18 protein-coding genes and 1 rRNA gene are annotated in these 18,249 nt (G+C 70.6%); 18 read left to right on the plus strand and 1 reads right to left on the minus strand.

The window, feature by feature from the left end; genetic code table 11:
- Positions 1 to 92: ribosomal RNA gene (rrf, locus tag ACQR3U_RS22245) — 5S ribosomal RNA — on the plus strand; the annotation flags it as partial.
- A 47-nt stretch (positions 93 to 139) separates the two neighbouring features.
- On the opposite strand, the gene ACQR3U_RS22250 is transcribed toward rrf, so the two are convergent.
- Positions 140 to 1,003 (minus strand): hypothetical protein, encoded by an 864-nt coding sequence (locus ACQR3U_RS22250; RefSeq protein WP_372477750.1) that lies wholly within the window; start codon positions 1,001 to 1,003, stop codon positions 140 to 142.
- 6 nt (positions 1,004 to 1,009) lie between these two features.
- Between ACQR3U_RS22250 and ACQR3U_RS22255 the strand changes: the two genes are divergently transcribed.
- From ACQR3U_RS22255 to der, 17 genes are all read left to right on the plus strand, one after another.
- Positions 1,010 to 1,567, plus strand: coding sequence for a tetratricopeptide repeat protein (locus tag ACQR3U_RS22255; protein WP_006552717.1), 558 nt, complete (start codon positions 1,010 to 1,012; stop codon positions 1,565 to 1,567).
- A complete protein-coding gene (locus ACQR3U_RS22260; protein WP_019289626.1) occupies positions 1,564 to 2,595 on the plus strand; it encodes an HAD-IIA family hydrolase in 1,032 nt (343 codons plus the stop codon). The genes ACQR3U_RS22255 and ACQR3U_RS22260 overlap by 4 nt, the downstream gene beginning before the upstream one ends.
- Before the next feature lie 52 nt (positions 2,596 to 2,647).
- On the plus strand, positions 2,648 to 2,878 hold the full coding sequence (locus tag ACQR3U_RS22265) for a hypothetical protein (protein ID WP_019289625.1): 231 nt from the start codon (positions 2,648 to 2,650) through the stop codon (positions 2,876 to 2,878).
- A gap of 1 nt (position 2,879) precedes the next feature.
- Positions 2,880 to 3,704, plus strand: a complete 825-nt coding sequence (locus tag ACQR3U_RS22270; protein ID WP_230811498.1) for a TlyA family RNA methyltransferase — start codon at positions 2,880 to 2,882, stop codon at positions 3,702 to 3,704.
- Positions 3,701 to 4,645: an NAD kinase gene (locus tag ACQR3U_RS22275; RefSeq protein ID WP_006552721.1), complete on the plus strand. Its 945-nt coding sequence runs from the start codon at positions 3,701 to 3,703 to the stop codon at positions 4,643 to 4,645. The genes ACQR3U_RS22270 and ACQR3U_RS22275 overlap by 4 nt, the downstream gene beginning before the upstream one ends.
- A gap of 1 nt (position 4,646) precedes the next feature.
- Positions 4,647 to 6,416 (plus strand): DNA repair protein RecN, encoded by a 1,770-nt coding sequence (gene recN / locus ACQR3U_RS22280; RefSeq protein ID WP_230811497.1) that lies wholly within the window; start codon positions 4,647 to 4,649, stop codon positions 6,414 to 6,416.
- Positions 6,417 to 6,501: 85 nt separating this feature from the next.
- Positions 6,502 to 7,686 carry a putative cytokinetic ring protein SteA gene (steA, locus tag ACQR3U_RS22285; protein ID WP_230811496.1) on the plus strand — a complete coding sequence of 395 codons (1,185 nt, stop codon included), beginning with the start codon at positions 6,502 to 6,504 and terminating at the stop codon, positions 7,684 to 7,686.
- Complete coding sequence (locus ACQR3U_RS22290; protein ID WP_230811495.1) at positions 7,683 to 8,633, plus strand: copper transporter; 951 nt, start codon at positions 7,683 to 7,685, stop codon at positions 8,631 to 8,633. Before steA ends, ACQR3U_RS22290 begins: the two co-directional genes overlap by 4 nt.
- 159 nt (positions 8,634 to 8,792) lie before the next feature.
- Complete coding sequence (locus ACQR3U_RS22295) at positions 8,793 to 10,547, plus strand: CTP synthase (protein ID WP_024101113.1); 1,755 nt, start codon at positions 8,793 to 8,795, stop codon at positions 10,545 to 10,547.
- A 5-nt stretch (positions 10,548 to 10,552) separates the two neighbouring features.
- Positions 10,553 to 11,179: an NUDIX domain-containing protein gene (locus tag ACQR3U_RS22300; protein ID WP_006552726.1), complete on the plus strand. Its 627-nt coding sequence runs from the start codon at positions 10,553 to 10,555 to the stop codon at positions 11,177 to 11,179.
- Positions 11,180 to 11,182: 3 nt separating this feature from the next.
- On the plus strand, positions 11,183 to 12,154 hold the full coding sequence (gene xerD / locus ACQR3U_RS22305; RefSeq protein WP_121208727.1) for a site-specific tyrosine recombinase XerD: 972 nt from the start codon (positions 11,183 to 11,185) through the stop codon (positions 12,152 to 12,154).
- 134 nt (positions 12,155 to 12,288) lie between these two features.
- Positions 12,289 to 13,272 carry a ParA family protein gene (locus ACQR3U_RS22310; protein WP_064061543.1) on the plus strand — a complete coding sequence of 328 codons (984 nt, stop codon included), beginning with the start codon at positions 12,289 to 12,291 and terminating at the stop codon, positions 13,270 to 13,272.
- Between the two features lie 5 nt (positions 13,273 to 13,277).
- A complete protein-coding gene (locus ACQR3U_RS22315; RefSeq protein ID WP_372477746.1) occupies positions 13,278 to 14,174 on the plus strand; it encodes a segregation and condensation protein A in 897 nt (298 codons plus the stop codon).
- A 170-nt stretch (positions 14,175 to 14,344) separates the two neighbouring features.
- The gene (gene scpB / locus ACQR3U_RS22320; RefSeq protein ID WP_050993489.1) at positions 14,345 to 14,977 is read left to right on the plus strand and encodes an SMC-Scp complex subunit ScpB; all 633 of its coding nucleotides are present in this window, start codon (positions 14,345 to 14,347) and stop codon (positions 14,975 to 14,977) included.
- Positions 14,978 to 14,987: 10 nt separating this feature from the next.
- Entirely contained in the window at positions 14,988 to 16,127 is a 1,140-nt protein-coding gene (locus tag ACQR3U_RS22325) for a pseudouridine synthase (protein WP_230811494.1), read from the plus strand.
- A gap of 32 nt (positions 16,128 to 16,159) precedes the next feature.
- A complete protein-coding gene (cmk, locus tag ACQR3U_RS22330) occupies positions 16,160 to 16,822 on the plus strand; it encodes a (d)CMP kinase (RefSeq protein ID WP_230811499.1) in 663 nt (220 codons plus the stop codon).
- Entirely contained in the window at positions 16,819 to 18,249 is a 1,431-nt protein-coding gene (gene der / locus ACQR3U_RS22335) for a ribosome biogenesis GTPase Der (RefSeq protein WP_019289613.1), read from the plus strand. The genes cmk and der overlap by 4 nt, the downstream gene beginning before the upstream one ends.

Raw genomic sequence — 18,249 nt, forward strand, 5'->3', positions numbered from 1 at the left:
CGCCCGGTCCCATTCCGAACCCGGAAGCTAAGCCTGTCTGCGCCGATGGTACTGCACTCGACAGGGTGTGGGAGAGTAGGACACCGCCGAACACCCGTTCCGAAAGGGGACCCACTCGTTTGGGTCCCCTTTCGTGTTTTCATGAGAGGATTTTTCTGTGTCCGACGGCAACGGTGAACGTCGGTCCTTCAGGAGTGGAGGATCCACTCCGTGGTCGGGCCGCAAGAACGAGCGCGAGGAACGCGCCGGCGACAGCCGCGACGAGCGCGCACCCCGCGACCGCGACGAGCGTGGACGCGGCGACGACCGCCGGCAGGGTGGCTACGGATCCGCCGGACGTTCGTCCGGACGAGACGACCGTCCGCAGCGCGGTGACGATCGGCGCCCGCACCGGAGCGACGATCGGCGCCCCCAGCGCAGCGACGATCGGCGCCCCCAGCGCAGTGACGATCAGCGCTCCCAGCGTGGCGACGACCGCCGTTCCTTCCAGGGCGGAGACCGCCGGGATCGCGGCCGCGACGACGCTCGTTCCGGTCGCAGCGACCGTCCCTACCGCGAACGTTCCGGAGGCGACGACCGCCCCCGCCGCAGCGATGACCGGTCGAGCCGCGGCGACGAGCGTGGTCGGCAGTACGGCGACCGTCCCCGTCAGGGTTCGGACCGTCCCGGCGGTGAGCGCAGCTACGGCAACCGCGACGATCGTCGTGGTGGCGACCAGCGAGGCAGTGACCAGCGAGGTGGCGGCGACCGGCGAGGCTATTCCGGCGACCGCCGTGGCCCCCAGTCCGGTGACCGTCGTGGCGAGGGAGCACCCCGTCGTCGTGGCGGTGAAGGTGGATTCGGTCCGGGTCGCGGGCGCGATGGCATCGCACCGCAGCGCCGCGATGCACGTCCGGACGAGCCGGACATCCCCGACGACGTCGAGGCATCCGAGCTCGACCCGACGATCCGCCGCGATCTGCTGAGCCTGGACAAGTCGAACGCGAACTCCGTCGCCCGGCATCTGGTGATGGCCGGTCGTCTGCTCGACGACGATCCTCGCGCCGCGCTCACCCATGCTCGCGCCGCCCGTCAGCGCGCCGGCCGCATCGCGGTCGTCCGCGAGGCCGCCGGCATCACCGCCTACCACGCCGGGGAGTGGGCGGAGGCGCTGTCCGAACTCCGCGCAGCACGTCGCATGTCCGGTGGTACCGGACTGCTCGCCGTGATGGCCGACTGCGAACGCGGTCTCGGTCGCCCCGAGAAGGCGCTCGAACTGGGCCGGAGCGAGGAAGCTCGCAAGCTGACCGGCGACGAGGCGACAGAGCTGCGGATTGTCCTCGCGGGTGCCCGCATGGATCTCGGTCAGTACGACCAGGCCGTCGTCACCCTGCAGACGCCCGATCTCGATCCGGAGCGGACCGGTACACCGGCTGCCCGTCTCTTCTACGCCTACGCCGACGCTCTCGTCGCCGCCGGGCGGACCGAAGAAGGCCTGCAATGGTTCCTGCATTCCGCAGGCGCGGACATCGAAGGCGTCACCGACGCCGAGGAGCGGGTGGAGGAGCTCACCGGAGAGTCGCCGTGACCGACGGCACCGACGTTTCGGGCAGTACGGCTTCCAGCGACAGTCTGCGTCGGATCTACGACGTCCTGCTGCTCGACCTCGACGGCACCGTCTACCGGGGCGCCGAACCCGTCCCGGGTGCCCGCGAGGCGCTGGCCGCCGGTGACGACACCGTTCTGTACGTGACGAACAACGCCAGCCGCCGGCCGTCGGAGGTCGCCCTGCACCTGCGAGAACTCGGCTTCCCGGCCGACGACTCGTCGGTGGTGACGAGCTCGCAGTCCGCTGCGCGCCTGCTGGCTGAGCGGTTCCCGGCCGGTGTTCCGGTGCTCGTCGTCGGCACCGAGGCCCTGGCCGAGGAGGTGGCCGGTGTCGGCCTCACCCCGGTTCGGTCCGCGGACGCGCATCCGGTGGCGGTGGTGCAGGGGCATTCCCCGGACACCGGATGGGCGATCCTGGCGGAGGCGACGCTCGCCGTCCGCGCAGGCGCTCTGTGGGTGGCCACCAACGTGGACTCGACTCTGCCGACCGAGCGCGGACTCGTCCTCGGCAACGGGTCGATGGTCGCGGCGGTGCACAACGCCACCGGCGCGACCCCGATCGTGGCGGGCAAACCTGCAGCTCCGCTGCTCGAGGACGCGATCCGTCGCGGCGGTGCCCGTCGTCCCCTCGTCATCGGTGACCGGTTGGACACCGACATCGAAGGCGCCAACGCCGTCGGTGCGGATTCCCTGCTCGTGCTGACCGGGGTCAGCACCGTCGACGATCTGCTGCGGGCTCCGGCCGAGCAGCGCCCGACCTACGTCGCGGCCTCTCTCACGAGTCTCGATCAGCCGGCCGACCGGCTCCGTGTCGCATCGCACGACTCGTGGGACGTCACGGTCGACGGGGGTGATCTTCACCTCGCCGCCGCGCCGTCGGCCGCCGATCCGATGGAGGCGCTGCGGGGTCTGCTCGACATCGCCTGGGCCAACCCCGGATTCGGACAGGTCCGTCCGGTGGACGAGCGGGCGCGGTCCGTCGTGGACGCGTGGGCGGCGACGGTCTGATCCGCACCGGAGGGTGTAGCCCGGTCGCATCCATCGACTAGCGTGGACGGCGATGAGCACGCCGATTCCACGTCCGGGCGAACACCTTCCCGGCGCACGCCCCACCGTCGATCCCGCACACGTCCGCGAGGAGGTCGACGCTTTGCTGGCGCGTGTCCGCGAGGGCGCATCCGTCCCCGGTGCCGAGAGCGCCGATCAGTCCGTGCTGCTCGAGCAGGCCGACCTGCTCGAACGAGCCCACGAGGTCCTCGTGCAGGCTTTGTCGACCGTGGACAAGATCTGACGTGGCACGCCGGGCACGCGTCGACGCGGAACTGGTGCGGCGGGGTCTGGCGCGCTCACGCGAGCACGCCAGCGAACTGATCGCCGCAGGTCGGGTGCTGATCGCCGGCACCGTGGCCTCCAAACCGGCGACCGCCGTCGAACCGAACACGCCGCTGATCGTCACCGAGGGGAGCGACGAGGTCTCCTGGGCGTCCCGCGGTGCCCACAAGCTCCTCGGCGCCCTCGCGGCGTTCACGCCGCAGGGGTTGCAGGTGTCGGGGCGTCGCTGCCTCGACGCCGGCGCGTCGACCGGCGGTTTCACCGATGTCCTGCTGCACGAGGGTGCCGCGGAGGTCGTCGCAGTGGACGTCGGCTACGGCCAGCTGATCTGGCGCCTGCAGTCCGACGAGCGTGTCCACGTGATCGATCGAACGAATGTGCGTAGCATCGACGCGGAGACGATCGACGGGCGTGTCGACCTGGTGGTCGCGGACCTGTCGTTCATCTCGCTGAAGTTGGTGTTGCCGGCGTTCGTCGCCTGCGTCGCCCCCGACGGCGACCTGCTGCCGATGGTCAAACCGCAGTTCGAGGTGGGCAAGGACCGCGTCGGCAGCGGTGGCGTGGTGCGCGATCCGGCGCTGCGCACCGAGGCGGTGCTCGACGTCGCGCGCGAAGCGCAACGCCAGGGTCTGCTCACCCTCGGAGCGGTGGCGAGTCCGCTGCCCGGACCGTCCGGGAACGTCGAGTACTTCCTGTGGCTGCGGGCCGGAGAGCCGGGGCCGGCGGAACTCGACCCTGCGGTGGTCGAACTGATCGAGCGTGCGGTGCAGGAAGGACCACAGTGAGCGAAGAGACCGCCGCGGAGGGCGCGGTGCGATCGGGCCGGGAGATCCTGCTGGTCTCCCATTCGGGGCGCGACGAGATCGCCGGCACCGCGCTGCGGGTCGCCAAGATGCTCGGTGAGGCCGGTATCGGTCTGCGCACCCTCGACGACGAGGCGGTGAGCAACGGACTCGGCGTCCTCGCCCTGCCGGGCAGTTTCATCAGCGTCGTCGAACCGGGACCGGAGGCGGCCGCCGGCTGCGAGATGGTGATCGTCCTCGGGGGCGACGGCAGCTTCCTGCGGGCCGCCGAACTCGCGCAGTACTCGGCGGTGCCCGTCCTCGGGATCAACCTCGGCCGCATCGGTTTCCTCGCCGAGTCCGAGGCCGAACACCTCGAGGAAGCGCTCATGCAGGTGGTGCGCCGCGAGTACCGCGTCGAACAACGCATGACGCTCGACGTGACGGTGCGCATGGACGCCGAGGTCCTCGACCGCGGGTGGGCACTCAACGAGGCGAGTCTCGAGAACAAGTCGCGGCTCGGGGTCCTCGAGGTGGTGCTCGAGGTCGACGGTCGTCCGGTCTCGTCGTTCGGCTGCGACGGTGTCCTCGTCGCCACCCCGACGGGATCGACGGCCTACGCCTTCTCGGCCGGCGGACCGATCGTCTGGCCCGAACTCGAAGCGCTGCTGGTGATCCCGAGCAATGCACACGCTCTGTTCGCGCGCCCGCTGGTAACCAGCCCCGAGTCGATCATCGCCGTCGAGACCCTCGCCGGCGGCCACGACGGGGTGGTCTTCTGCGACGGTCGCCGCATCATCGACGTCCCGGCCGGGGCCCGGCTCGAAGTGGTGCGAGGATGCGATCCGGTCCGCTGGGTGCGGCTCGATTCGGCACCGTTCGCGGATCGGATGGTGCGCAAGTTCGAACTTCCGGTGAAGGGCTGGCGGGGAAGGAAACTCTGAGATGCTCGCAGAGATCCGGATCGACAACCTGGGTGTGATCTCCGAGGCGTACGCGCGCTTCCACGGGGGACTGACGGTGCTCACCGGCGAGACCGGTGCCGGCAAGACGATGGTCGTCACGAGCCTGCATCTGCTCTCCGGGGTGCGCGCCGACCCCTCCCGGGTACGGGTCGGCGCCAACCGCGCCGTGGTCGAAGGACGCTTCGAGATCGAACCGGCGCCCAGCCACATCGAACAGCAGATCGCCGAACTGCTCGAGGCCACCGGCGCCCAGCGCGACGAGGACGGCAGCATCATCGCCGTGCGCACCGTCGGTAGCGACGGCCGCTCCCGCGCCCACCTCGGCGGACGCAGCGTGCCGGTGGGGGTGCTGTCCGAATTCACCGGGCCGCTGCTGACCGTGCACGGCCAGAACGACCAGCTGCGGCTCCTGCGTCCCGACGAGCAGCGCGCCGCGCTCGACCGGTTCGGCGGCAAGACCGTCGCCGGTCTGCTCGACCGCTACCGAACCCGGCGACGCCGCTGGCTCGAGGCCCGCGCCGAACTGCAGGAACGCACCGAACGGTCGCGTGAGCTCGCGCAGGAGGCCGATCGCTTGCACTTCGGTCTCGACGAGATCGACCGCGTCGCACCCGAACCGGGGGAGGACACCCGCATCGTCGACGAGGTGCGGCGCCTGTCCGACCTCGACTCGCTGCGCGAGGCGGCCACCGTCGCGCACAACGCCCTCGCCGGCGACGACAGCGGCGACGCCGACGCGTACTCGGCGGCACTCGTCCTGCTCGGCGAGGCCCGCGCCCGCCTCGAGGGCTGCGACGATCCCGCCCTGCGCGAGCTCGGGCCCCGCCTCGGCGAGGCGATCGCGGTGGTCACCGACGTCACCGGCGACATCTCCGGTTATCTGTCCGACCTGCCGTCCGACCCGAGCGCGCTCGAGACCCTGCTCAACCGGCAGGCGGAACTGAAGAACCTCACCCGCAAGTACGCCGCCGACATAGACGGCGTGCTCGAGTGGGCGCGCGAGGCCCGCGAACGCCTGTCCGGACTGGACGTCTCCGCGGAGGCGATCGACAAGCTCGCCGCCGAGGTCGACGCGGAGGCCGCCGCGACCGCGGAGACCGCCACCGCGCTGTCGGCGGCGCGGCACAAGGTCGCCGGCAAACTCGCGAAGGCCGTGAGCAAGGAACTGTCCGGCCTCGCGATGGGGCGCGCCGTGCTCGACGTGCACATCGCCGACCGCGCGGCGACCGTGAGCGACACCGCCCCGCTGTCGGTCGGCGACCGGCTCCTGCACGCCGGCGAATCCGGGATCGACGAGGTGGAGTTCCGGCTCGCTCCGCACAGCGACGCCCCGGCCCGCCCGCTCGCCCGCAGCGCGTCCGGCGGTGAGCTCTCCCGCGTCATGCTCGCCCTCGAAGTGGTGCTCGCCGGTTCCGAGCGCGGCGCGACGATGGTCTTCGACGAGGTCGACGCCGGGGTCGGTGGCCGCGCCGCCGTCGAGATCGGCCGGCGTCTCGCGCGCCTGTCGCGCACCCACCAGGTCATCGTGGTCACGCACCTGCCGCAGGTCGCGGCGTTCGCCGACACCCATCTCGTCGTCGACAAGGTCGACGACCGGGCCGGGGTGATCAGCAGCGGGGTGCGCACCCTCAGCGAGGAGGAGAGGGTTACCGAACTGGCCCGCATGCTCGCCGGTCTCGACGACACCGAGACCGGACGTGCGCACGCCGAGGAACTGCTGGCCGTCGCCCACGCCGAGCGCACCGGCTGACCCGCCCGGCGCGCCGGGGTGATGTTCACACGACTACCGGCGCGCCTCCACAACCTCACTCGTATACCGGCGCATCATCTCTTGCATGAAGATGCCGGCGCTGCTGTCCCGTAACAACGAAACGTTGCCCGGAGTGAGTGGCATTGCCCGGGTCGACAGGAACACCGCGAAGCTGCTGCGCCGGATCGGTCCCGGCGACGTGGTCGTCCTCGACGCCATCGACCTCGATCGTGTCACCGCCGACGCGCTCGTCGAGGCGGGCGTCACCGCGGTGATCAACGCGTCCCCGTCGATCTCGGGCCGGTACCCGAATCTCGGTCCCGAAGTGATCGTCGCGCACGACATCGTGCTCGTCGACAACGTCGGCACCGAGGTCTTCAAGAAGATCAAGGACGGCGCGAAGGTCCGGGTGCACGAGGGTGGCGTGTACGCGGGGGAGAAGCTGCTCATCGAGGGCGACGAGCAGACCGACATCGAGATCTCCGACCGCATGATCGAGGCGCGAACCGGGCTCGTCGATCACCTCGAGGCGTTCTCGGGCAACACCATCGAGTTCATCCGCTCGGAGAGCCCGCTGCTCATCGACGGCGTCGGCATCCCCGACATCGACCTGGACCTGCGCGACCGGCACGTCGTCGTCGTCTCCGACGGCCCCGGGCATGTGCAGGACCTCAAGGATCTCAAGCCGTTCATCAAGGAGTACTCACCGATCCTGGTGGGCGTCGGCACCGGCGCGGACGCCCTCTCCAAGGCGGGCTATCGCCCCGACCTCATCGTCGGCGACCCCGACGAGATCGGCACTTCCACCCTCAAATCGGGCGCCGAAGTGGTGCTGCCCGCCGACCCGGACGGCCACGCCCCGGGTCTCGAGCGGATACAGGATCTCGGCATCGGCGCGATGACCTTCCCCGCCGTCGGCACCCCCACCGACCTGGCGCTGCTGCTCGTCGAGCATCACGGTGCGGCGCTGGTGGTGACCGTCGGCAGCACTGTCTCGCTCGACGAGTTCTTCGACCACGGCCGTCGCGACACCAATCCGTCGGCGGTGATGACCCGTCTGAAGGTCGGGCCGAAACTCGTCGATGCGAAGGCGGTGGCCACCCTCTACCGCAGCCGCGTCTCGGGCGGCGTGATCGCCCTGCTCGTCTTCGCGGCCCTCATCGCCGTGATCGCCGCACTCGCCGTGTCCAATCTCGGTGCCGACGTCGTCGAACTCGCCCGGCAGTGGTGGGACTCCGCCGTCGAGTGGATTCGGGGTCTGCGCGCGTGATCTCGATGCGCCATCACGTCGTCTCCCTGGTGGCGGTGTTCCTCGGCCTGGCGGTCGGGATCGTGCTCGGCTCCGGATTGCTGGCCGACAGCGTCGTCTCCGGTTTGCGCGACGACAAGGCCGAGCTGCGCCGCGAGATCCAGGAGGCCGAGGACCACGGCAGCCGGCTCGAGGCACAACTGCTCGCCGCCGACGGGTTCGACTCGACCGTCGGCCCGCGGATCGTGCGCGACGAACTCCTCGACCGCACCGTCCTTCTCGTGACCACCCCGGACGCCGCACCCGAGGACGTCGACGCCGTCGTGCGGTCCGTCGGTGATGCCGGCGGCCGGGTCACCGCCCGGATCGCGCTGACCGATTCGTTCGTCGACGCCTCCGGCACCGACCAGCTCCGCACAACCGTCACCAACGTCGTGCCCGCCGGCGTGGAACTGCAGACCGGCGCCGTCGACCCGGGCAGCCTCGCCGGGGATCTGCTCGGCGCGGTGCTGCTCGTCGACCCGGGCACCGGGCAACCGCGCAGCACCGCCGAGGAACGCGCCCTCGCCCTGACCACGCTGCGCAGCGGCGGTTTCGTCACCTACGAGGACGGTCAGGTCGAACCGGCCCAGAGCGCCCTCGTTGTCACCGGCGACCACAGCGGCAACGCCGAACGCGCCGGCAATCGCGGGTCGCTCATCGCGCGCTTCGCCGGAGTCGTCGACGGCCGCGGCGCCGGCGCGGTGCTCGCCGGCCGCACGGGGGCAGCGGAGGGCAACGGACCGATCGCCGTCGTGCGGGCCGACGCCGCGCTCGCCGCGGGCCTGTCCACGGTCGACAATCTCGACCGCGAATCGGGGCGCCTGACGACGGTTCTGGCGCTGCGCGAGCAGTACGACGGGGGCACCGGCCGGTACGGGACGGGGCCGAGCGCCACCGCCGTCACCGTCGGCTCCCCGGCCCGCTGAGCGTCGCCGCCTGTGACGTCGATTGCACCGGGGGTCGGCAATCGCGAGTCGGGTACGCGCCCGCCCACGGAGGTGTTACCGTGAAGTTCCGTGGGTCGGCAGGCCCCAGCTGTATCGCATCAGTCCAAAAGTCCTGCACCTGACGTCACGGGAGCTTCTTTGCCACAGTCACGCCACTCGCGTACCCCTACCAAGCACATCTTCGTCAGCGGGGGCGTCGCGTCCTCTCTCGGCAAGGGGCTCACAGCGTCGAGCCTGGGCACTCTGCTCACCGCACGCGGCATGCGCGTGACGATGCAGAAGCTCGACCCGTACCTCAATGTCGACCCCGGCACGATGAACCCGTTCCAGCACGGTGAGGTCTTCGTCACCGAGGACGGCGCCGAGACCGACCTCGACGTGGGCCACTACGAGCGCTTCCTCGACCGCGACCTGTCCGCCGACGCGAACGTCACCACCGGGCAGGTGTACTCCACGGTCATCGCCAAGGAACGCCGCGGCGAATATCTCGGCGACACCGTGCAGGTCATCCCGCACATCACCGACGAGATCAAGCGCCGCATCCTCGCGATGGCCGCACCCGACTCCGAGGGCCAGACCCCCGACGTGGTGATCACCGAGATCGGCGGTACCGTCGGCGACATCGAGTCGCAGCCCTTCCTCGAGGCCGCCCGCCAGGTGCGCCACGAGGTCGGCCGCGACAACTGCTTCTTCCTGCACGTCTCGCTCGTGCCCTATCTCGGGCCGTCCGGTGAGCTGAAGACCAAGCCGACCCAGCACTCGGTGGCCGCGCTGCGCAACATCGGTATCCAGCCCGACGCGCTCGTACTGCGCTGCGACCGCGACGTGCCGGCCTCGCTCAAGGCGAAGATCTCGCTGATGTGCGACGTCGACGTCGCCGGCTGCATCTCCTGCCCCGACGCGCCGAGCATCTACGACATCCCGAAGGTGCTGCACAGCGAGGGACTCGACGCCTACGTCGTGCGCCAGCTCGGCCTGCCCTTCCGGGACGTCGACTGGACCGTGTGGGGCAACCTGCTCGAGCGGGTCCACAACCCCCGCGAGACCGTCGAGGTCGCGCTCGTCGGCAAGTACATCGACCTTCCCGACGCCTACCTGTCGGTCACCGAGGCGCTGCGCGCCGGCGGTTTCGCGCACCGCGCGAAGGTCAAGATCCGCTGGGTCGCCTCCGACGAGTGCGAGACCGAGGCCGGTGCCGAGAAGCACCTCGGCGACGTCGACGCCGTCCTGATCCCCGGCGGCTTCGGCATCCGCGGTATCGAGGGCAAGCTCGGCGCCATCCGGTTCGCCCGCACCCGCCGGATCCCGCTGCTCGGCCTGTGCCTGGGCCTGCAGTGTGTCGTCATCGAGGCCGCGCGGTCGGTCGGCATCGAGGACGCGTCGTCCACCGAGTTCGATCCCGACACCACCGCCCCGGTGATCTCCACGATGGCGGACCAGGAACAGGCGGTCGCCGGTGAGGCCGATCTCGGCGGCACCATGCGTCTCGGTGCCTACCCGGCCACGCTGAAGAAGGGCTCGGTCGTGGCCAGGGCCTACGGCAGCGAGCAGGTCTCCGAACGGCACCGGCACCGCTACGAGGTCAACAACGCCTACCGCGACAAGATCGCCAAGTCCGGTCTGGTGTTCTCCGGCACCTCCCCGGACGGGCGGCTCGTCGAGTTCGTCGAGTACCCGGCCGAGCAGCATCCGTTCTTCGTCGCCACCCAGGCGCACCCGGAACTCAAGAGCCGGCCCACCCGCCCGCACCCGCTGTTTTCCGGCCTCGTTGCCGCGGCACTGCAGTACAAGGCGGCTGAGCGACTCCCGGTCGACATCCACGGCGAGAACAGCACCTCCGAGGAATCGGTCGGCTCGACCGCGTCGACGTCCACCGCCGGCGACGCCGAGTAGTCGACATGGCGCAGCGACACGACTTCCGCACCCTGGACAGCCGGCGGATCTACACGGGCGCCATCGTGTCGCTGCGCGTCGACAACGTTGCGATGCCCGACGGGCACACCGCCGAACGCGAAGTGGTCGAACACCACGGTGCGGTCGCGGTGGTGGCCGTCGACGAGAAGGACCGGGTGGTGCTCGTGCACCAGTACCGGCACCCGCTCGGCCGGCGACTGTGGGAACTGCCCGCCGGGCTGCTCGACGCACCCGGCGAGGACCCCCTCGACACCGCCCGCCGCGAACTCGCCGAGGAGACCGGCCTGGCCGCCGCCGACTGGGAACTCCTCGTCGACATCGCGCTCTCACCCGGATTCACCGACGAAGCCGTGCGCGTCTTCGCCGCCCGCGGCCTGAGCGAGGTCGACCGGCCCGAACCCGAGCACGAGGAGGCCGATCTCGAGGTCCGCCGCGTCCCGGTGGACGAGGCCGTGGCGATGGTTCTGCGCGGGGAGATCGTCAATGCCACCGCGGTGTCCGGTCTCCTCGCGTTCGCAACCGCCCGCGCGACGGGCACCGCGACCCGCGCACCGGACGCGCCGTGGCCGGACCGGCCCACCACCTTCGCCCGCACGCGCGCGGAGGGGTGAGCAGTGCTGCCCGGTGAGGAGCGTCCCGCCACGCAGGTCGCTCCGCAGCCGTCCCCGACACTCACCGGGCAACTCGACGCCTATCTCGCGCACCTGACCGTCGAACGGGGGGTCGCGACGAACACCCTCGCCTCCTACCGCCGCGACCTGCTGCGCTACGTCGAACACCTCACCGACATCCACATCGGTGACCTCGCCGACGTGCACGAACACCACATCAGCGACTTCGCCGCGAGCCTGCGCCGCGGAGACCCGGAACGCAACCGCCCGGCGCTGGCAGCGAGCTCGGCCGCCCGCGCCCTGATCGCCGTGCGCGGCCTGCACCGCTTCGCCGCGGCCGAAGGACAGACCCCGGTCGACGTCGCCCGCACCGTCAAACCCCCGGCGCCCGGGCGTCGCCTTCCCAAGGCGCTGACCGTCGACCAGGTCACCGCGATCCTCGACGCCGCCGGCCGCGACGCCGACGGGCCCCGCAGCATGCGCGACCGCGCCCTGCTCGAACTGCTGTACTCCACCGGCGCCCGCATCTCCGAGGCCGTCGGGCTCGACGTCGACGACATCGACACCGAATCACGCTCCGTGCTGCTGCGCGGCAAGGGCGGCAAACAGCGACTCGTCCCGGTCGGACGCCCGGCGCTCGGCGCGCTCGACGCCTATCTCGTGCGGGGACGACCCGCCCTGACAACCGGCCGCACCGCCGCGGTCTTCCTCAACGCGCGCGGCGGCCGCCTGTCGCGGCAGAGCGCGTGGAAGGTGCTGCAGACCGCCGCCGAGCGCGCCGGAGTCGACGTCGGGGTGTCGCCGCACACGCTGCGGCACTCCTTCGCGACGCACCTGCTCGACGGTGGCGCCGACGTACGCGTGGTACAGGAGTTACTGGGGCATGCTTCTGTGACGACCACGCAGATATACACCCTGGTCACCGCCGGTGCCCTCCGCGAGGTATGGGCGCAGGCGCATCCGCGGGCACGATGACCGACTCCGCAGGGGACGCGTGTCCGTGCGGTGATCCTGCCGACGAAGCGGTAGCGTTCTGGGGACGAGCCGCCGGGTCACCCGACGGGTCGACGAGAAGACATCCGGGTCGCAAGACAGGGGGAGTACCGAACGTGGGCACACCTCGGCCACCCGCCACGTACACGGAGCCGGAGCACCTCCGGTCGAACACCGTCCCGGTCGACGCACACGGCCGCGAGGACACCGACAGAACGTCCACCACCGAGCCTTCCACCACCTCCGGAACCGCTGCCGAGCCCGATCTCGGACCGACCGGCCGGCCACGCCGTCCCGTCCCGGAACCGGTGCCGTTGTCCACCCACGGACCGGCCCGCATCATCGCGATGTGCAACCAGAAGGGCGGGGTCGGCAAGACCACCTCGACCATCAACCTCGGGGCGTCCCTCGCCGAGTACGGGCGCCGCGTCCTGCTCGTCGACCTCGACCCGCAGGGCGCACTGTCCGCCGGACTCGGTGTCGCCCACCACGATCTCGATCTCACCGTGCACAACCTGCTCGTCGAACCGCGGGTGTCCACCGACGACGTGCTCGTGCGCACCCACGTCGAGGGCCTCGACCTGCTGCCGAGCAACATCGACCTGTCGGCGGCCGAGATCCAGCTCGTCTCCGAGGTCGGCCGCGAACAGGCCCTGGGCCGCGCCCTGTACCCGATGCTCGACCGCTACGACTACATCCTCGTCGACTGCCAGCCGTCGCTGGGGTTGCTCACCGTCAACGCGCTCGCCTGCGCCGACTCGGTGCTCATCCCCATGGAATGCGAGTTCTTCAGCCTGCGCGGCCTGGCGCTGCTCAACGACACCGTCGCCAAGGTCCGCGACCGGCTCAACCCGAAGCTGACCGTTGCCGGCATCCTCGTCACCATGTTCGATCAGCGCACCCTGCACGGTCGTGAGGTGATGTCGCGGGTCGTGGAGGTCTTCGGCGATCTCGTCTACGACGCCGTCATCAACCGCACCGTCAAGTTCCCCGAGACCAGCGTCGCCGGCGAACCCATCACCCGCTGGGCGCCCACCTCTGCCGGCGCCGAATCGTACCGCGCACTCGCGCGGGAAGTGATCCACCGGAGCGGTCGCTGAGCCCCGTGCACGCTCCCGTTCACGACACCGCGGACACCGGCACGGCACCCGATGTGGGGGCCGACGCGGTGGTCCTCGAGGAACCCACCGAACCGGACCGGCCGGAGGTCGAGGAGACCACCTCGGGCTTCCATGTGCGCCTGCGCAACTTCGAGGGCCCGTTCGACCTGCTGCTCACCCTCATCTCGCAGCGTCGCCTCGACGTCACCGAGGTGGCTCTCCACGAGGTCACCGACGACTTCATCGCCTACACCCGTAAACTCGGTCCCGAACTCGGCCTCGATCAGACCACCGAGTTCCTGGTCGTCGCCGCGACCCTGCTCGACCTCAAAGCCGCCCGGCTGCTGCCCGCCGGCGAGGTCGACGACCCCGAGGACCTCGCCCTGCTCGAAGCCCGCGACCTGCTGTTCGCGCGTCTGCTGCAGTACCGGGCCTACAAGCAGATCGCCGAACAGTTCGCCGCCCTCGAGGCCGCCGCCCTGCGCCGCTATCCGCGCGCGGTGTCGCTCGAGGAGTGCTACGAGAATCTCGTACCGGAGGTCGTGCTCGGTGTCGACGCGCACCGCTTCGCCGAGATCGCGGCCGCGGCGTTCCGGCCGAAACCACCACCGACCGTCGGCCTCGACCACCTGCACACTCCGAAGGTGTCGGTTCCCGAACAGGCCGCCCACATCCTCGGTCTGCTGCGCGCCCGCGGCGCCGGCGTCTGGGTCGGATTCGACGAACTCGTCGCCGACTGCGATCTCGGACTGCTCGTCGTCGCCCGGTTCCTCGCGCTGCTCGAGCTCTACCGCGAACGTGCCGTCACCTTCGAACAACCCGACCCGCTCGGACATCTGCAGGTCGCGTGGACGGGGGAGACCGACGGGGAGGCCATCGATTTCGAGGAGGACTACGGGTGAGCGACGACACCGTCGCGCGGGAGCACGCGGACGACACCGTCGCGCGGGAGCACGCGGACGATGCTGCGCCCGAGAGTGACGCTGCGCCGGGGAGCACGGACGACACCGCGCGGGAACGTGACGAAGACACTGCTGCGCCGGAACGCGCGTGGGACGGTGAACTTCTCGAGATCGCCGCCGACGAACTCGCTGCGGCACTCGAGGCACTGTTGCTCGTCGTCGATACCCCCGCGCCGACCGAGCAGCTCGCGACCGCCATCGGGGTCACCGCCGACCGCGCCGAGGCTGCGCTGCGGCGTCTCGCACAGGACCTCACCGCGCGCGGATCCGGCATCGACCTGCGGTTCGCGGGCGACGGCTGGCGCTTCTACACGCGCCGCGATTTCGCGCCCTACGTCGAGAAGCTGCTGCAGGGTGGCGCGCGCACCAAGCTCACCCGCGCCGCACTCGAGACGCTCGCCGTGATCGCCTACCGGCAACCGGTCACGCGCAGCCGTGTCCGTGCCGTGCGCGGCGTCAACGTCGATGGGGTGATGCGCACCCTGCTCGCGCGCGATCTGATCGCCGAGACGGGCACCGATCCGGAGACCGGCGGCACGCTCTACGTCACCACGGAGCTGTTCCTCGAACGCCTCGGCCTGGCATCTCTGCAGGATCTGCCGCCCGTTGCGCCGCTTCTGCCCGATGTCGATGTGATCGACGACATCGCCGACAGTCTCGAGTCGGACCCACGATTTGAGAGAATGGGTAGGAACGCGCGTCCCGAGACTCTCTCGCCCGCGGAGTTCGATCCAGAGAACTGACAGGAACCAAGTGAATACACCCGCTCGCCGTGATGGCACACCGGACCGTAGAAGAAACAATCCCCGTAGCGCGAACACGCGCAACACCGGGGGATCCCGCTCGGGACGCGCGGAAGCACCGCGTTCCGGAGGACGCACCGAAGCTCCCCGCTCGGGGCGCGCAGGGGCTCCCCGTTCGGGGGAGCACACCGACTCACCCCGCTCCGATCGCCGGGCCACTCCCGGCCAGTCGGCCGGAGGTCGCAAACCGGCACAGTCGGCCGCCGGTCGCAAACCGCACCGCAAGGGCACCTCGACCGGTAAGCCCTCCAAGCCTGCCGCCAAGCGCGTCGCGCAGCGCGTCGTTCCGACCGTGAGCAACGCCCGTCCCGCGCGGCACCAGCATCGCGAGGCAGGCCCCGCCCAGCTGCCCGCCGGTGAAGGCGTGCGGCTGCAGAAGGTGCTCGCCCAGGCCGGCGTCGCCTCGCGCCGCGCCGCCGAGGAACTCATCGCCGCGGGTCGCGTCGAGGTCGACGGCAACATCGTCGTCGAGCAGGGCCTGCGCGTGGACCCGGAGAACGCCGTGATCCGGGTCGACGGCGTCCGCGTCGTCATCAACAAGGATCTCGTGCACCTCGTGCTGAACAAGCCCCGCGGCTGGCAGTCCACGATGTCCGATGATCTCGGCCGTCCGTGCGTCGGCGACATCGTCTCCGAACGCGTCGCCGCCGGGCAGCGCCTGTTCCACGTCGGTCGTCTCGACGCCGACACCGAAGGGCTGCTGCTGCTCACCAACGACGGCGAACTGGCCCATCGGCTGATGCACCCGTCCTTCGAGGTGCCCAAGACCTATCTGGCGACCGTCAAGGGTGTGCTCGCCCGCGGTGTCGGCAAGCAGCTCAAGGCAGGCATCGAACTCGAGGACGGACCCGCCTCCGTCGACGAGTTCTCGCTGCTCGAGGTCCACGAGGGCCAGTCGCTGGTGCGGCTCGTGCTGCACGAGGGGCGCAAGCACATCGTGCGACGTCTGCTCGATGCGGTCGGGTTCCCCGTGATCCGGCTCGTGCGCACCAACATCGGTCCCGTGGCGCTCGGCGACCAGCGTCCCGGCACCCTCCGTGTCCTCGGCCGCAACGAGGTCGGGGGCCTGTACCAGGCGGTGAAGCTGTGACCGGCGCACCGGCCGACGCGTTGGTCGTCGCGATGGACGGGCCGTCCGGCACGGGCAAGTCCACCGTCTCCAAGCGTCTCGCGCAGCATCTCGGTGCCGCCTATCTCGACACCGGCGCGATGTACCGCATCGCGACGCTGCACGCCCTGCGCCGCGGCACCGATCTGACCGATCCGGCCGCGATCGCCGCGGTCACCGCCAGCCTGCCGTGGTCGATCGGCACCGACCCCACCGTCGAGGACATCCGCCTCGACGGGGACGACGTGCGCGAGGTCATCCGCGGCGCCGAGGTCACGGCCGCGGTCTCCGCGGTCTCCGCCGTGCCCGAGGTGCGCACCCTGCTCGTCGAGGCCCAGCAGCGGCTCGGCCGCGCCGAGCACCGCGTCGTGATCGAAGGACGCGACATCGGCACCGTCGTCTTCCCCGACGCGGACGTGAAGATCTTCCTCACCGCTTCGGCGGAGGCCCGCGCGCACCGGCGCAACAACCAGAACATCGCCGAGGGTCGCGGCGACGACTACGAGGCGGTCCTCGCCGCGGTGCAGCGCCGCGACCACCTCGACTCCACCCGCGCGGTGTCCCCGCTGCGTGCGGCGGACGACGCGGTCGTCGTGGACACCAGCGACATGAACATCGACGAGGTGATCGCCGCGCTGCTCGCGGTGGTCGCCGAGCAGACTGGAGCGAAGCTGTGAGCGACGACCTGAGTACCGACTACACCGGGTTCGACGGCGACGGCACGTGGTCGGAAGAAGGCGACTGGGACATCGAATTCGCCGAGGGCGGCGACCTCGAGGAGTTCGTCCCGGTCCCGACCGTCGCCGTGGTCGGCCGACCGAACGTCGGCAAATCCACCCTGGTCAACCGCATCATCGGCCGACGGGAAGCCGTCGTCGAGGACGTCCCGGGCGTCACCCGCGACCGCGTCTCGTACGAGGCGTCGTGGAACGGCCGCCGGTTCATGGTGCAGGACACCGGCGGATGGGAACCCGACGCGAAGGGCATGCAGCAGTCCGTGGCCCGACAGGCGGAGGTCGCGATGCGCACCGCCGACGCGATCCTCGTCGTCGTCGATGCCACCGTGGGCGCCACCAGCGTGGACGAGGCCGTCGCGAAGGTGCTGCGTCGGTCGAAGACTCCGGTGCTGCTCGTGGCGAACAAGGTAGACGACGACCGTGTCGAATCCGAAGCCGCGACACTGTGGTCCCTCGGACTCGGCCAGCCCTATTCGGTATCGGCCACCCACGGTCGCGGCACCGGTGATCTGCTCGACGAGCTGCTCGCCAAGCTGCCGGCCACCCCCCGCGAGGGTACCGGTGGGGAAGGGCCTCGCCGCGTCGCGCTGGTGGGCAAGCCGAACGTCGGCAAGTCGAGCCTGCTCAACAAGCTCGCCGGCGACGAACGGTCGGTGGTGCACGACATCGCCGGCACCACCGTCGACCCGGTGGACTCGATCGTCGAGCTCGGCGGCAAGCCGTGGCGCTTCGTCGACACCGCTGGTCTGCGCAAGCGCGTCAACAGTGCGTCCGGCGCCGAGTTCTACGCCTCCCTGCGCACGCGGGGTGCGATCGACGCGGCCGAGGTGGCGGTGCTGCTCATCGACGCCTCGCAGCCCATCACCGAGCAGGACCAGCGGGTCATCACGATGGTCGTCGAGTCCGGGCGCGCCCTGGTGATCGCGTTCAACAAGTGGGATCTCGTCGACGAGGATCGCCGCTACGAACTCGGCCGCGAGATCGACCGCGACCTGTTGCGGGTGCCGTGGGCATCGCGGGTGAACATCTCCGCCAAGACCGGTCGCGCGGTGCAGAAGCTCGTCCCGGCCATGGAGACGGCCCTCGAGTCGTGGGACAAGCGCATCTCGACCGGACGCCTGAACTCGTGGCTCAAGGAGGTCGTGGCCGCGACTCCGCCGCCGATGCGCGGCGGTCGCCTGCCCCGGGTGTTGTTCGCCACCCAGGCGGCTACGCGGCCGCCGACCTTCGTGCTGTTCACCACGGGCTTCCTCGAGGCCGGCTACCGCCGCTTCCTCGAGCGTCGCCTGCGGGAGGAGTTCAACTTCGACGGCAGTCCCGTGCGGATCTCGGTGCGCGTGCGGGAGAAGCGCGACCGCCGCAAGTGA

It is taken from the genome of Rhodococcus sp. IEGM1339 (assembly GCF_050321925.1).
Taxonomy (GTDB): Bacteria; Actinomycetota; Actinomycetes; order Mycobacteriales; family Mycobacteriaceae; genus Rhodococcus; species Rhodococcus pyridinivorans.